We start from the raw sequence: 14,113 nt of genomic DNA, 5'->3' as shown, positions 1-14,113 counted from the left end.
TATGCCTATTTACATCCAAGACTGTGGTTTCCACTCAGCGCTAGGCTCTGAGGTTACCGATATTCATGGCTGTCTGAAAGACGAGCGTGAATCAAATATGGTCGAAGTGCACGATATACTGAACGATGGTAAACATACTGTCGTTGGTCAGATCGCAGGTGAACTACCACCGATTCCTTCAGATCTTACGCAATACGCCACTCGCAACAATCAACTGGCGCTGTCGGCTCTTCACCAAATTGAAGATTCTATCGAGCAAGCCAAATCTCAGTTTGGCGCAGATAGAATTGCTGTTGTTATTGGCACCAGCACCTCTGGGATCTCCGATGGTGAAGCAGCCTTCAAACAAAAATTGGCAAACGGCGAGTTTCCAGCAGATTACCATTACTCAAAACAAGAGCTTGGTGATACCTCAGAGTTCGTTAGCCAGTATTGCGCATTAACGGGGCCAAACTACGTAATATCTACGGCTTGCTCATCCAGTGGCCGCGTATTTCTGACCGCCCAGCGCTTATTAGATTCAGGTATAGCTGATGCCGTGTTAGTGGGTGGTGTGGATACCTTGTGTAAGCTGACACTCAATGGTTTCCACGGCCTTGAAGCACTCTCAACAACACATTGTAAGCCATTTAGTGCAACCCGAGATGGTATCAACATAGGAGAAGCAGCGGCATTTATGTTGCTCAGCAAAACAAAGTTAGCCGGTGTTAATGCAGCACAAGACACGTCAAACATTGCCTTATTGGGCTGTGGGGACAGCTCTGATGCACACCACATTTCAGCGCCTCACCCTGAAGGCAATGGTGCTGAACAAGCAATGAAAAAAGCGTTACATTCTGCACAGTTAAACGCAGAAGACATTGGTTATATCAATGCACATGGTACAGCAACGCCACTCAATGACTCGATGGAAAGTAAAGCCATTCATCGTATTTTTGCAAACAAGGTTCCCGTCAGTTCTACCAAACCGCTGACCGGGCATACTCTAGGCGCAGCAAGTGCGATTGAGGCTGCAATTGCGTGGCATATTTTGAAATATGACTTACCGCTTCCCTTACAAAAATGTCAGGATAAAGCTGAAGATATTGAGATTGATTTGGTAAACTGTTCACAGAAACTTAAAGCAAAGAACATCTTAAGCAACTCGTTTGCTTTTGGTGGCAACAACATTAGCCTGATTTTTGGTGTAGTAAATGACTGATATCCCTTCTGTAGACCAACTTCTCCCTCACGATGATCCGATGATATTAATCGATCGTGCTATCAGCGTAGAAGCGTTGTCGATCCACTGTCAGGTCGATATTGGTGACCATAATCTGTTCTTTGACGCCGAATCTCAAACGGTCCCAGCTTATGTTGGCATCGAGTTTATGGCGCAGTCTGTAGCGGCGTGGTCTGGATACCATGCGCTGAAAAGCGGCACCACTCCCCCTATCGGTTTTCTGCTTGGCTCTCGTCGCTATAAATCACTGTGTGATGAGTTTACTCAAGGTCAGACCCTTGATATCTATGCCGAACAGCTTATGGAAGACAGCGGCATGGCCGTATTTACCGCAAGAGTCGAAGACCAAGGCGAGTTGGTAGCTCAATGCCAACTCAATGTTTACGTGCCAACCGAACAAAAATTACAAGAAATGAAAACTAGGAGCCCATCATGACCCGTCAGGTTTTAGTCACTGGTGCCAGCAAAGGCATTGGTAAAGCGATCGCTATTCAACTCGCGAAAGACGGATTTGAAATCGCCGTTCATTACATGGGTGACAAGCAAGGTGCTGAGGAGACTCTACAATCGATCACCGAGCAAGGTGGCGCTGGACGTCTTATCCAATTTGATATCAGCAACCGCAGCGAGTGTCGCGAAAAGCTTGAGTCTGATATCGCTGAACATGATGCTTACTATGGTGTAGTGAACAACGCGGGCATTACTCGTGACACTGCATTCCCCGCGATGACGGAAGAAGAGTGGGATGGTGTGATCCATACCAACCTAGATAGCTTCTACAACGTACTTCACCCTTGTGTAATGCCTATGGTTCAAAAGCGTAAAGGTGGCCGTATCGTCACTCTAGCGTCGGTATCAGGCATTATGGGTAACCGCGGTCAAACTAACTATGCGGCAGCAAAAGCTGGTGTAATTGGCGCGACTAAGTCTCTTGCTCTAGAACTCGCAAAACGCAAGATCACGGTAAACTGTGTCGCTCCTGGCCTAATTGACACTGGCATGGTTGACGAACACGTGAAAGATCATGCGCTTCCTCAAGTACCACTGCGCCGCATGGGCGAGCCTGAAGAAGTAGCCGGCCTAGTCAGCTACCTAATGTCTGATATTGCAGGCTACGTAACTCGCCAAGTGATTTCAGTAAATGGAGGCTTAGTATGACCCGTCGCGTTGTTGTAACAGGAATGTCTGGTGTTACTGCTTTTGGTAACGACTGGCAACAGATAGAGCCTAAGCTAAAGGCCTGTGAGAATGCGACTCAATATATGCCAAGCTTCGAGCAATATGACGGTCTCAACACTAAGCTTGCCGCGCCTATTGATGACTTCCAACTTCCTAAACACTACAAGCGTAAGCAAGTGCGTGGCATGGGCCGTGTATCACGCCTAGCTACCGTTGCGACTGAGAATGCATTGGAGCAAGCCGGCTTAATTGGTCACGATATATTGACCAATGGCGAAACGGGTATCGCTTACGGCTCTTCAACTGGCAGTACCGATGCGGTTGGTGCTTTCGGAGTAATGCTGAACGAGAAGTCGACACGAGCAATCACAGCTACCACTTACGTACAGATGATGCCACACACAGCCGCGGTAAACGTAGGTCTGTTCTTTGGTCTGCGTGGCCGCGTGATTCCCACCAGCAGCGCCTGTACTTCAGGAAGCCAAGCCATTGGTTACGCCTATGAAGCGATCAAGCATGGTTACCAAACCGTAATGGTTGCCGGTGGTGGTGAAGAGTTATGCCCAACTGAGTCTGCCGTTTTCGATACCCTTTTCGCTACCAGTTTAAAAAACGACACACCCAAGAAATCCCCTAGCCCATACGACAGCGAGCGTGATGGCTTGGTTATCGGCGAAGGCGCTGGAACCCTGATCCTTGAAGAGTACGAACATGCTGTTGCTCGTGGCGCAAAGATCTACGCAGAAATCATAGGTTTTGCGAGCAACTGTGATGCGGCTCATGTGACTCAACCTCAGATGGAAACCATGCAAATCTGTATGGAGAAAGCATTGAGAGACGCACAACTTCCAGCTGAGAAGATTGGCTATGTTTCTGCGCACGGTACTGCGACTGAAAAAGGTGATATTGCAGAGAGTAACGCGACAGCGAATATCTTTGGTGAAGTACCAATCAGCTCTCTTAAGAGTTACTTTGGCCATACGCTTGGTGCGTGTGGTGCAATTGAAGCGTGGCTCAGCCTAGAGATGATGCATAGCGGTTGGTTCAGCCCAACCCTAAACCTTAAGAATGTCGATGAACAGTGCGGCAAGCTCGATTACATCACGGGCTCAGGTCGCGAATTGGATGTTGAATACTTGATGAGCAACAACTTTGCTTTTGGTGGAATCAACACCTCTATCATCTTCAAGAAAGTCTAAGCTTAGCTACATAAAACGCTAAGTAAATAAAAAGGGCCAGTAACCAAGTTACTGACCCTTTTTTGATTCTATCAATCGCTCAAATTAAGCGTTAGCTTCACGCTCAGCGATGAACTCAAGAGCCATCTTGATACGAGCGATTACGCGCTCTTTACCAACAAGCTCCATCACTGCATCAACAGAAGGAGACTGACCGCCGCCTGTTACTGCTACGCGAAGTGGCATACCGATTTTACCCATGCCGATCTCTAGCTCTTCACATACTGCTGCGATCACACCGTCTTTGATGTTTGCAGTCGTGAAATCTTCAAGCGCTTCAACCTTAGCAAGCGCAAGCTCTAGCGGGCCTTTAGCAACACCACGTAGGTGCTTCTTCGCTGCGCCAGCTTCAAACTCAGAGAAATCTTCGTAGAAGTAACGAGATTGCTCAGCAAGTTCGATAAGCGTGTTACAACGCTCGCCAACTAGCTTGATCACTTCAGTGATAGCTGGACCGTTTGTTGCATCGATCTTCTGTGCGTCTAGGTGCCATTGCAGGTATTTTGCAACGTACTCAGGCTCAGATGTCTTGATGTAGTGGTTGTTCAACCAAAGTAGCTTATCAGTGTTGAATGCAGAAGCAGACTTGCTGATAGCGTTCAGGCTGAAGAATTCAATCATCTCTTCTTGAGAGAAGATCTCTTGGTCACCGTGAGACCAGCCTAAACGAACTAGATAGTTGTTTAATGCATTTGGTAGGTAACCTTCATCGCGGTATTGCATTACAGAAACAGCACCGTGACGCTTAGAAAGTTTCGCACCGTCATCACCAAGAATCATTGCACAGTGAGCGAACGTTGGAACTGGCGCGCCTAGTGCTTCATAGATGTTGATTTGACGAGGTGTGTTGTTGATGTGGTCTTCACCACGAACAACGTGTGTGATACCCATGTCCCAGTCATCCACTACTACTACGAAGTTGTAAGTTGGTGCACCGTCTGTACGACGAATGATCAGGTCATCAAGTTGGCTGTTTGCGATTTCAATGCGACCACGGATTTGGTCATCAAATACTACGCTGCCTTCTTTAGGGTTACGGAAACGGATAACGCACGCATCGCCTTCTTTTGCTGCTTCGTTTGCTGCAACAATTTTAGGGTGGTTAGCATCGTAGCGAGCCATTTCTTTGTTTTCTTCTTGCTCTGCACGAATTTCATCAAGCAGCTCTTTAGACGCGTAGCATTTGAATGCTTTGTCTTCAGCAAGTAGCTTATCAACCATTTCGTTGTAACGGTCAAAACGCTTAGATTGGTAGTAAGGACCTTCGTCCCATTCCATACCCATCCATTGCATGCCTTCTAGAATTGCATCAACCGCTTCTTGAGAGTTACGCTCAAGGTCTGTGTCTTCGATACGTAGAACGAATTCACCGCCTTGGTTTTTAGCGAATAGCCAAGAGTAAAGTGCAGTACGTGCACCACCAACGTGAAGATAGCCAGTTGGGCTAGGAGCAAAACGAGTTTTAACCGTCATTTAAATACCTTGATTATGTAGGTGATTCTTTTAGTGCTCGCCATTACAAAGCCTGTAACAGAAAAATATCACTAAATTTTGGGCGCTATTTTATCACCACCGCTTAAATCTACAATCAGTAGTGAATGATTAATGCACTGTTGTTGTACGAAAGCTGTTATTGAAAGACTAATTACGTCTTCAAAGTAGCAAATCGATGGTATTAGCCTGTAGATTATAGTCGCACATTCTTTATTCCCCTCTCTCATTCCCAAATTGAATCCACCAGCTAATGCACCACTAAGATCAAATTCTTGAATTTATGTTTGACCTTACCCTTACGGGAAGGTTTATGTTAGGCGTAGATGAGAATTGGAGTATCGATATGAACCACTACACAACCGCGCTCAACGGCTTAAATTGCATGGGTTGTGCGAAGAAAGTCCGCACCCTGTTTGCTGATCTCGACAACACGACGATCAATGATATATCGCCGACCTACATCGATATTTCGACTCCATTTAATTACGTTCAACTCAACGAACAGTTGGCGACGCTTGGTTATAGCATGGGCAATAAACTGCACCTTTCGTTATCCGGTCTTAGCTGCGGTAAGTGCGTTAGCAAGCTGACTCAAGCACTTGAACAAACCGAGCAAATCTCAGACCTAGAAATCAGCAAACATGAATTGTCCTTGGTTACTCAGCTTTCAGAACCCGAGCTTATTGAGTTGATCGAAAGCGTGGGTTATCACGCGGCTTCCTACTCAGAAGTTAATGAGCCTTTATCTAATTCAGATTCAGAATACGATAAAAAAACAGCGCCAGTGGAGCCGACACAAGATAAACCTGCTGCTAGCCAATATACCTATCACCTTGTTCTTGAGGGAATGACGTGTGCGAGTTGTGTTTCTTCGGTAGAGAAAGCACTGAAAAAGAATGAGTTCGTCGACCAAGCTCAGATCAATCTCGCAGAACAGACAGCCTTAGTTTTCACCTCTAAAACACGAGACGTCATCGAAAGCGCGCTAATAGAATCCGTAAAAACCGCAGGTTATGGTGCAGAGTTCGTTGATGACGCGGCGACTCAACAACAAAAACAGCAAGAACAACAACTTCGTACCCAAAAAGCTTTCCTAAAAAATTCGGTAAGCGCGCTGCTTATCGGTGCTCCGCTGATGGCGTGGGGTCTGTTTGGTGGCAGCATGACTATTGCTACATTTAACGACCAATTGGCTTGGGGCTTAATCGGTGTCGTCTGTTTGGTACTGCTAGCCACTTCAGGTCGTAGCTTCTTCACCAATGCTTGGCAATCACTGATGCACAAGCGCGCGACCATGGATACGTTAGTTGCTTTGGGTACAGGCGCAGCATGGTTCTACTCCATGCTAGTTGTGTTGATTCCGTCATGGTTCCCTGAGGCCTCTCGCCATGTCTACTTTGAGGCGAGTGCGATGATCGTTGGTCTAATTTCTTTGGGCCACTACATTGAAGCCAAAGCCAAAGCTCGCACCACAAAATCACTACAAGCTTTGATTAACCTACAACCTCAAAAAGCGGTGGTGATTGTCGATGGCAAAGAACAAACTATTGCTGTAGAAGCTATCCAAGTAGGCATGCAAGTACGCGTCAAACCGGGTGAGAAAGTGCCAGTTGATGGTGTTGTGGTATCGGGTGAGTCTTACATCGATGAATCCATGTTGACCGGTGAACCACTTCCCAACGTTAAATCGATGAGTGATGGCGTTTCAGCGGGCACTATTAATGGTGATGGCAGCTTAGTTATTGAAGCGACAGGAATTGGCTCAAGCACCATGTTGGCTAGAATCATTCAAATGGTTCGCCAAGCACAAAGCAGCAAACCAGCAATTGCGAAACTAGCCGATTCTATATCTGCCATTTTCGTACCAGTTGTAGTCGCGATCGCAGCTGTTGCAGCCCTAGTTTGGTTTTTTGTAGGCCCACAGCCAAGTGCCAGTTACATGCTTGTTGTATCGACCACTGTGCTGATCATCGCTTGTCCATGTGCATTAGGCTTAGCCACACCGCTTTCGATTACTGTCGGCGTTGGTAAAGCGGCTGAGTTTGGCGTTCTGATCAAAGACGCCGATGTGTTGCAATCTGCAAGCAAAATCGATGCTGTTGTATTTGATAAAACAGGCACTCTAACCCAAGGTAAACCAAGCGTTCAGCAGGCGTTTTACCCTAATCTAACGGAACGGGAATTACTGGCTTACGCTTATTCAGTGGAAGTAGGATCTGAGCACCCACTCGCCAAAGCCGTTTGCCAATATGCAGAGAGCTTGCATGTTTCAGCACTCCCACACAGCGACTTTGAAAACCGCCGAGGCCTTGGAGTACAAGCCAACATTAACGGAAAACACGTCCAAGTCGGCTCTCTTAAATACTTAACCCAACTTGGTATTGATACTCAAATAGGCCGTGACTTTATCGAACTTTGCCGTACACAAGCATGGACGCCAATCTTCGTAGTCATCGACCAAAAACTGGTAGGCATATTAGGCATTTCAGACGCGTTAAAAATAGATAGCACACAAGCCATTGCTCAACTAAAATCCGCCGGAATTCACACTGTGCTATTAACAGGCGACAACGATTCTGTTGCTCAAGCGATTGGCAAAAGCGTCGGTATTGATGAGGTTATCTCGGAAGTACTACCAGAGCAGAAAGCTCAGCATATTGTTCAGCTTCAACAACAATATAAGAGTGTGGCTATGGTTGGAGATGGCATTAACGATGCACCAGCGCTTGCTCAGGCCGACATAGGTATCGCAATGGGCAGTGGCAGTGATGTTGCAATTGAAAGTGCACAAATGACACTCCTCAACTCGTCGCCACTGTCTGTAAGCAACGCGATCGAGCTATCTCAAGCGACCGTAAGAAACATGAAGCAAAACCTATTTGGTGCCTTCATCTACAACTCGCTAGGCATTCCAATAGCAGCCGGTGTGCTCTACCCACTTTTTGGATTTTTGCTTAGCCCAGTAGTTGCAGGTGCAGCAATGGCGATGTCGTCAATTACTGTGGTAAGCAACGCCAACAGGCTGAGATTGTTCAAACCCACTCATTCTAATATCAATAATAACCATATTCATGAGGTTAACCATGATTCGTAAAGTTATGACTCTTACTGCACTCGCTGCAATTTCAGGACAGGCTTTGGCTACTGATGTGCTAAACCATAAATCTCCATATTGCGGCTGCTGCACTGAATGGACGGAGCATATGCGTGATTCCGGGTTCGATGTAACAGAGAAGCTCCACGATGATATGAACCCTATCAAGCAAAAGTTAGGCGTAACACAAGAGCTGTCTTCTTGCCACACCGCAGAGATCGACGGTTATGTATTTGAAGGTCACATTCCAGCAGAAGACGTAAAAGCCTTTTTAGAAAACCCACCACGTAATGCGATTGGTTTGGCGGTTCCGGGTATGCCAATGGGCTCACCAGGCATGGAGTATGGCGATAAGAAAGACGAGTATTCTGTGTATGCGTTTAATGAAAAAGGTCAGGTGTTTGAATACCGTCACTACAACGGGAAATAGAACCTAAACAGACCAACACACAACTATAAAAAAGAAGTCATAAAAATAGAGCCTAGCATTCAGTAAACCCAAGACTGTGGTTTACTTGCTAGGCTCTTTGCTTTTGGACAGTAAAGCAAATCTTGTCGCGGCACTAACCGGGCTGTTAGTGCCGCTATGTTCCCCTCGCTAATTAGCTAGCAAGCTATTTAACAAAGAAGTTCATTCAGCTAATAATCGAATCGACTAAACAGCTAAGCGAATCAGCTTAGAAGCCGTAAGAAGCACCGAATACGAATGCGTTGTTAGCATTATCAGCTTGGTTACGGTACTCAAAGTAAGGTTGAACACCTTGACGAGTCCATGTAGCACGAAGCTCGTGGTCCATTGTGTTGTCAGCATCGCTGATTACGTATACGTTGTTGTAGCTAAGCGCTAGTTCAGCATTTACTGCATAGCCGATACGGTTATCAAAACGAGTTTGGTCGTCAGCTTTGCTGTCTTCCATTGCGTGGTAACGAGTACGGTTGCTGATAGAGATACCGTTGTCGAAGTTATAACCGATCTTAACTAATGGACGATACTGAACCGTTTCGCCGTTGTTTAGTAGGTGGTGGTAACCAGCAGCAACCCATAGGTTGTCGTTGATGTTGTACATCTGCTCAACACCAAGAGTGATGTATGGAGAGTTACCTAGACCGCTATCTTGGATTGCGTCGTTGTCGTACTTACCAAGAGAGATACCATCAAACTCTGTTAGTAGCGTTGTACCTGAATCAAACGTGTGGCCCGCTTCTAGCGTAGACGTAGCGTTTGGTTGGAAATCAGAGTGAAATTGAACGTTACCTGTAACGTAAGAAGAACCAGCAAAAGCACTAGAAGCGAAAGCAAGAGAAAGAGCACTTAGAGCGATAATTTTTTTCATAGTAAACTGCCTTAGTTTGATTTTTTCAGCGGCATATCTTCGGTACATCATTCACCTTCACCGCTTGAGTAGTTGGTCGCCTCCCTGGCATGAAATCTATGTTGCTCGAATTAATTTGCGTTTCAAAATAAAAGGGGCAACAGAGTGATCCCTCTCACTATCAAAAAAAGACAAGTTATTTAACTCTTTAAAATCAATAATTTAAAAACATAAAAATTGATAAAAAACTCAAGATGGAAAAATATACAGATCGGGATCACGTTATTTCATGAAGAAAAATTAGATTCAGATAGTTGAATCACATCTGATTTAGAGTTTTTTACAGGGGACTTATTTTTTGAAGAGAATAATGAGAAGCGCGTCACTTTTGGGATTAAAGTCACCTTATGTGCATTGTTGACGATATAAACAAAGGCGATTTCTATATATTTCAGTTTTGGATAAACACCTAATTCGCATCAAACAAAAAGAGCTCCCGTTTTATCTTGAATAAGATAAAGGTCAGGAGCTCTTTTACTAATAGTGCTTATCGATTATTTAACTGAGGTAACTCGACTTACTTTCTCACCACTTTCTGAAATAGAGCGGATGTAAGTTTCACCAGAGACCGATGGACGTTGTTGCTCATCATACGTTAGCCACTTTTCACCATCTGCTGAGTATTGAAGCTCTACACCTGGGAATTGAACGTTCATCGCTAACTTACCATCCACAACCAGAGCGCCCGGCACGGGTAGTCGGTAATCAATGCCCGCTTTTTCAAGCTTAGCCAGTTCACGTTGACCCACGATATTGGCGAAGCGATTGAAGTCGCTGTTTAGCGCTTGCTTATTCACTAGGTTAGTTTCTGGAGAGTATTCAACGCCAACCTTGTAGTCGTTTTCCCAATCTGCTCGGTGCCATGCGCGCTCTGCTGCTGCTAGTACGCGAGGGAACACCATGTATTCATATTGCTCATCGTTACGTACTGTCTCAGACCAAAGCTGTGCTGATAGACCGTAGAAAGGTTTCGCTTCGATTTCACCTTTGCCAATAAAGCCGTTGCCATCGCGGTCTACAGATGTTTCCGCGTTTTGAGGCATATTCTCTGGTGCAAAACCAAACATTTTACGAGTATCGGTTGCACGAGTACCCCAATAGTAACCACGCTCTTTCGAGTCAACCTCATATGGGAAGTCCATGTACACGTAGTCTGGGTTAGAAGCGATCACGTCGTAACCTTTCTTAGACCACTCGTACACTGATGATGTGCCCCCCCAGTAAAGAACGTCCCAGAAGTTAACGCGTGTGTTTTCTGTTGCGAACGCATTCTCACCTTCACTGTACTTAAGGCCATCTTGCCAAGCTTGGAAGTTTGGAATACCCTTCTCAGCAACAATCTTAGACACCTCTTCTGCAAAGTGGCTTGGCAGGTGACCGAAATCACTTACTGTACCGTCTGCAATTAATTTCTGACATTGTGGAGACTGTTGGAATGGCTTATCTTGCTTAGACAAGTCAATGTTACCTTTCCAAGCCACTTTATCTTCTGCATTAATATCTTGTAAGCCAGCGCCTAACTTGATGTTTTTCGCTTCATCGCCACCAAAGTGCCAAGTCGTTAGCGGAACACCCGCTTCTTGGTGCATTGCTGCCACTTCAGAGATCACTTTATCAACAAAGTGCGTCGAAGATTCCATACATGGGTTAATGAAGCTTTGCTTATCGTAGAACTGAACCGTGGTTACGTTCGATGTATCTAGTGGATCCATCAAGCGGTATTCATTTGCTGCCGCTTCTTTACCTTCCGCCATTAGACGAGTGTAACGCGCTTCCATCGACACCACAGCAGAACGAGCGTGTGCTGGCATATCAATTTCTGGAATTACTTCGATGCTGCGCGCTTTTGCGTAGCTTAAGATCTCGACGTAATCCGCTTTACTAAAGAAACCAGAGCCAAAGTTGTCTGTTGTTGGACCTGACCCTAGCTGAGGCAGTAAACAGCTTTGCTCTTCCAAATCAAAACAACGATTAGACCCTACATCCGTTAGCTCTGGTAAACCTGGAATTTCTAAACGCCAGCCTTCATCATCTGTTAGGTGAAGGTGCAGTTTATTCATCTTGTATGCCGCCATTTGGTCTAGCGTTGCTAGGATGGCATCTTTTGAGTGGAAGTTTCGAGCTACATCCACCATCACACCACGGTAATCAAAGCGCGGTGCATCTTTGATCGACAGTTGTGGTAATGATTCAGCGTTCTGACTATCTATTAGGCCAAAAATAGACTGAACTGCGTAGAAAGCACCCGTTTTATCAAACGCTTTAATCGCAATCCCCTCTTCCGAGATGCTTAGTTCATAAGCGCCAGATTTTGCTAAATCACCCGTAAACTGAGTAGGAACAACGGCAACACTTACAGGAAGGTCACCACTCACATCTACGTTTACCACATCTGCACGTTCTTCAATTGCAGCGAACTGATCAGCGTCGAATGCGTCTTTTGGTAAAGCAATACCACCAGCAATACTTACTGAACCTTCACCCGCTTCTACCGACATTGGCGTTGGCAATAGCGTTGTTGATACATCTTGAGTTGCTAGATCAGCATTCTTTTCAAAACGCGTCACCGCTGTCGCCATTACGTTATTATCATCAGGCGTACGCTTAAGGTTATTACCCTCAAGGCCGGTTACGAACGATGCAACATCTTCTGTATTCAATGATGCAATCATCTTAGGTTCTGCGTTTGGCGCCGTCACGAATGCACCTGGCATAAAGTCAGTTTCAAACAGTTGCCAGTATTCACTCGTTAACGGAAGAACCACTTCTTCACCAGCCGCAAAGCCGTCAAATTTTTCAGTAGGTTCTAGCTTGTGAAGGTCACCAGTAACGCGAGTGATCTTAAATTGCTCATTATCAACATCTAAAATAAGACGAATACTGTGGAAGTAGATGCTCCAATCTTTAGAGTCAATCGCTTCACCGTCATTGGTTAGCGTCATGTTCACTTTATTACATGACGCCCATTCAGCACCTAGGTCCTGACAAGCCAAGCCTTCATTCGCACCATGGTTAGTTAGAATTTCGTACTGAACATCAAGATTATCAGCCAGTGCATTCACTACTTTTTGTTCTGGTGCTTGCGTTACTGCACAACCTGTTAGGCCAGCCAATACCGCTACAGATAGTAAGTTTCTCTTCAACATCGTATTCACCCATAAATTAAAAATTGAGTAAGAAGCAAATTGGAGCGCTTCGAAAGTTAGATAAACTATATGGGCTTATTTTTTACCGTGAATTAAATCGAGCTAATAAAGTGATCGGCTTCAAATCTCAAAAATATTGATAAATTTAATTTAAATAAAATCATCAAGTTACAAGCATCGACACTTCCGTCATTTTAATTTTGACGTAAAATTTGAGAAATGAATCACAATCTTTTTTACCGATTTCATAAAATCGTGTCATTGGTAGTCAGAAAGGATTTAGAGTTTCAGCGTATTGTTATACTTTTCGTACAAACAACGTGACATCGTTCTCAAAAAAAACCGTTAAAAAACACCGTCAAAATCGATTTTAACGAGTTTAATACTTCCTAAAGGAGCTCCCTTTGCGCCCACTCTGGTACATGGTTTTATTCGTTTTCGCTTTTTCAGCAAGGCAAGCGCTCGCCGAGCCTCTTTATTGGCGAGCAAAAAAGGATGAACTGACACTCACTATCTTAGGTTCTGTGCACGTTGGGGACGAGAGTATGTACCCACTTCCTTCAGCGATCACCGACACGCTAAAAAACAGTGATGGGTTAGTTATCGAAACGGATATCAGAAAATCTGATGGCGTTGTATATCCCCGCAACAAACTCACTACAGCCGATGTACTCAATGAAGAACAGCTGCAATTATTAATCGACATCTCAAAATCATTGGATATGCCGACGCAACAACTGCTTAGCTCACCGCCTTGGGCGACATCTCTTTCCATACAGATGCAGCAGTTAAAAAATCTTGGTTATGGGTCCGCAGGAGGCGTTGATACGACGCTAGCTTACAAAGCGACTATCCAAGATGTCCCGGTGATCAGCTTAGAGCCTCTTCAATTCCAAATAGACTTGATGACAAAACAGAAGGACGACGGTAAGGAGTGGTTAGTCAGTAGCCTTGAGGAATTTGACCAAACTGATCGTGTGGTTCATTGCCTAATAGAAAGCTGGAAGGCGGGTGATTTAGCAAAACTGGAAGCCTTCGCAAAGCTCTCTGAGATGTCGCCTGAACTAGAGAAAGCATTTTTAGCCGATCGAAACCTAGACTGGGCAAACAAACTAGCAGCCAATGATTGGAAACTCGACTCAAAAGGGAACTACTTGATTGTGGTTGGTGCCTTGCACCTAGTTGGCGAAGGTAACCTTTTGCAGTTGTTAAAAGAGAAAGGTTTTAATGTCACACAACAATCACAAAGCCAACAGGCTCAGTGTCAATTTGAGATTAGTGACGACAGCTAGTTCAACTCGAAGCCATGACCTTCTCCTAATATAAGCATTATCTAATAACAGAATCATTACATTTAATAGCACCAT

General features: G+C 45.0%; 10 protein-coding genes. 7 read left to right on the top strand and 3 right to left on the bottom strand.

All coding sequences use genetic code 11. The features are described 5' to 3' along the window. Position 1 precedes the first annotated feature (1 nt). The 4 genes from BCU34_RS02345 to BCU34_RS02330 are packed head-to-tail and all read left to right on the top strand — an operon-like array spanning position 2 to position 3,600. On the top strand, positions 2–1,201 hold the full coding sequence (locus tag BCU34_RS02345) for a beta-ketoacyl-[acyl-carrier-protein] synthase family protein (protein ID WP_102480676.1): 1,200 nt from the start codon (positions 2–4) through the stop codon (positions 1,199–1,201). Beyond that, positions 1,194–1,658, top strand: a complete 465-nt coding sequence (locus BCU34_RS02340) for a hotdog family protein (protein WP_102480677.1) — start codon at positions 1,194–1,196, stop codon at positions 1,656–1,658. Before BCU34_RS02345 ends, BCU34_RS02340 begins: the two co-directional genes overlap by 8 nt. Next, positions 1,655–2,380 (top strand): 3-ketoacyl-ACP reductase FabG2, encoded by a 726-nt coding sequence (locus tag BCU34_RS02335; RefSeq protein ID WP_102480678.1) that lies wholly within the window; start codon positions 1,655–1,657, stop codon positions 2,378–2,380. Before BCU34_RS02340 ends, BCU34_RS02335 begins: the two co-directional genes overlap by 4 nt. Further along, a complete protein-coding gene (locus BCU34_RS02330) occupies positions 2,377–3,600 on the top strand; it encodes a beta-ketoacyl-ACP synthase (protein WP_048669164.1) in 1,224 nt (407 codons plus the stop codon). Before BCU34_RS02335 ends, BCU34_RS02330 begins: the two co-directional genes overlap by 4 nt. Before the next feature lie 84 nt (positions 3,601–3,684). Here BCU34_RS02330 and gltX read toward each other — a convergent pair whose 3' ends face one another. Continuing rightward, complete coding sequence (gltX, locus tag BCU34_RS02325; protein ID WP_102480679.1) at positions 3,685–5,112, bottom strand: glutamate--tRNA ligase; 1,428 nt, start codon at positions 5,110–5,112, stop codon at positions 3,685–3,687. A gap of 331 nt (positions 5,113–5,443) precedes the next feature. On the opposite strand from gltX, the gene BCU34_RS02320 reads away from it, so the two are divergent. After that, the gene (locus tag BCU34_RS02320; RefSeq protein WP_102480680.1) at positions 5,444–8,227 is read left to right on the top strand and encodes a copper-translocating P-type ATPase; all 2,784 of its coding nucleotides are present in this window, start codon (positions 5,444–5,446) and stop codon (positions 8,225–8,227) included. Next, positions 8,217–8,657, top strand: coding sequence for a DUF411 domain-containing protein (locus BCU34_RS02315; protein WP_102480681.1), 441 nt, complete (start codon positions 8,217–8,219; stop codon positions 8,655–8,657). The genes BCU34_RS02320 and BCU34_RS02315 overlap by 11 nt, the downstream gene beginning before the upstream one ends. Before the next feature lie 247 nt (positions 8,658–8,904). Here BCU34_RS02315 and BCU34_RS02310 read toward each other — a convergent pair whose 3' ends face one another. Both BCU34_RS02310 and BCU34_RS02305 read right to left on the bottom strand, forming a co-directional pair. Further along, positions 8,905–9,561: an oligogalacturonate-specific porin KdgM family protein gene (locus tag BCU34_RS02310; protein ID WP_019824160.1), complete on the bottom strand. Its 657-nt coding sequence runs from the start codon at positions 9,559–9,561 to the stop codon at positions 8,905–8,907. 533 nt (positions 9,562–10,094) lie between these two features. Continuing rightward, on the bottom strand, positions 10,095–12,746 hold the full coding sequence (locus BCU34_RS02305; protein WP_102480682.1) for a beta-N-acetylhexosaminidase: 2,652 nt from the start codon (positions 12,744–12,746) through the stop codon (positions 10,095–10,097). Positions 12,747–13,150: 404 nt separating this feature from the next. Here BCU34_RS02305 and BCU34_RS02300 point away from each other — a divergent pair, with 404 nt between their 5' ends. Then, positions 13,151–14,038, top strand: a complete 888-nt coding sequence (locus BCU34_RS02300) for a TraB/GumN family protein (RefSeq protein ID WP_102479135.1) — start codon at positions 13,151–13,153, stop codon at positions 14,036–14,038. Positions 14,039–14,113: the final 75 nt, after the last annotated feature.

The sequence above is a fragment of the Vibrio sp. 10N.286.45.E10 genome (assembly GCF_002874195.2).
Classification (GTDB): Bacteria; Pseudomonadota; Gammaproteobacteria; order Enterobacterales; family Vibrionaceae; genus Vibrio; species Vibrio crassostreae.
This window is presented reverse-complemented; position numbering and strand designations above follow the sequence as displayed.

Coding starts and splice junctions, on each gene's coding strand:
- BCU34_RS02345 (WP_102480676.1), top strand. CDS start 2: ATGCCTATTTACATCCAAGACTGTGGTTTCCACTCAGCGCTAGGCTCT.
- BCU34_RS02340 (WP_102480677.1), top strand. CDS start 1,194: ATGACTGATATCCCTTCTGTAGACCAACTTCTCCCTCACGATGATCCG.
- BCU34_RS02335 (WP_102480678.1), top strand. CDS start 1,655: ATGACCCGTCAGGTTTTAGTCACTGGTGCCAGCAAAGGCATTGGTAAA.
- BCU34_RS02330 (WP_048669164.1), top strand. CDS start 2,377: ATGACCCGTCGCGTTGTTGTAACAGGAATGTCTGGTGTTACTGCTTTT.
- gltX (WP_102480679.1), bottom strand. CDS start 5,112: ATGACGGTTAAAACTCGTTTTGCTCCTAGCCCAACTGGCTATCTTCAC.
- BCU34_RS02320 (WP_102480680.1), top strand. CDS start 5,444: ATGTTAGGCGTAGATGAGAATTGGAGTATCGATATGAACCACTACACA.
- BCU34_RS02315 (WP_102480681.1), top strand. CDS start 8,217: ATGATTCGTAAAGTTATGACTCTTACTGCACTCGCTGCAATTTCAGGA.
- BCU34_RS02310 (WP_019824160.1), bottom strand. CDS start 9,561: ATGAAAAAAATTATCGCTCTAAGTGCTCTTTCTCTTGCTTTCGCTTCT.
- BCU34_RS02305 (WP_102480682.1), bottom strand. CDS start 12,746: ATGTTGAAGAGAAACTTACTATCTGTAGCGGTATTGGCTGGCCTAACA.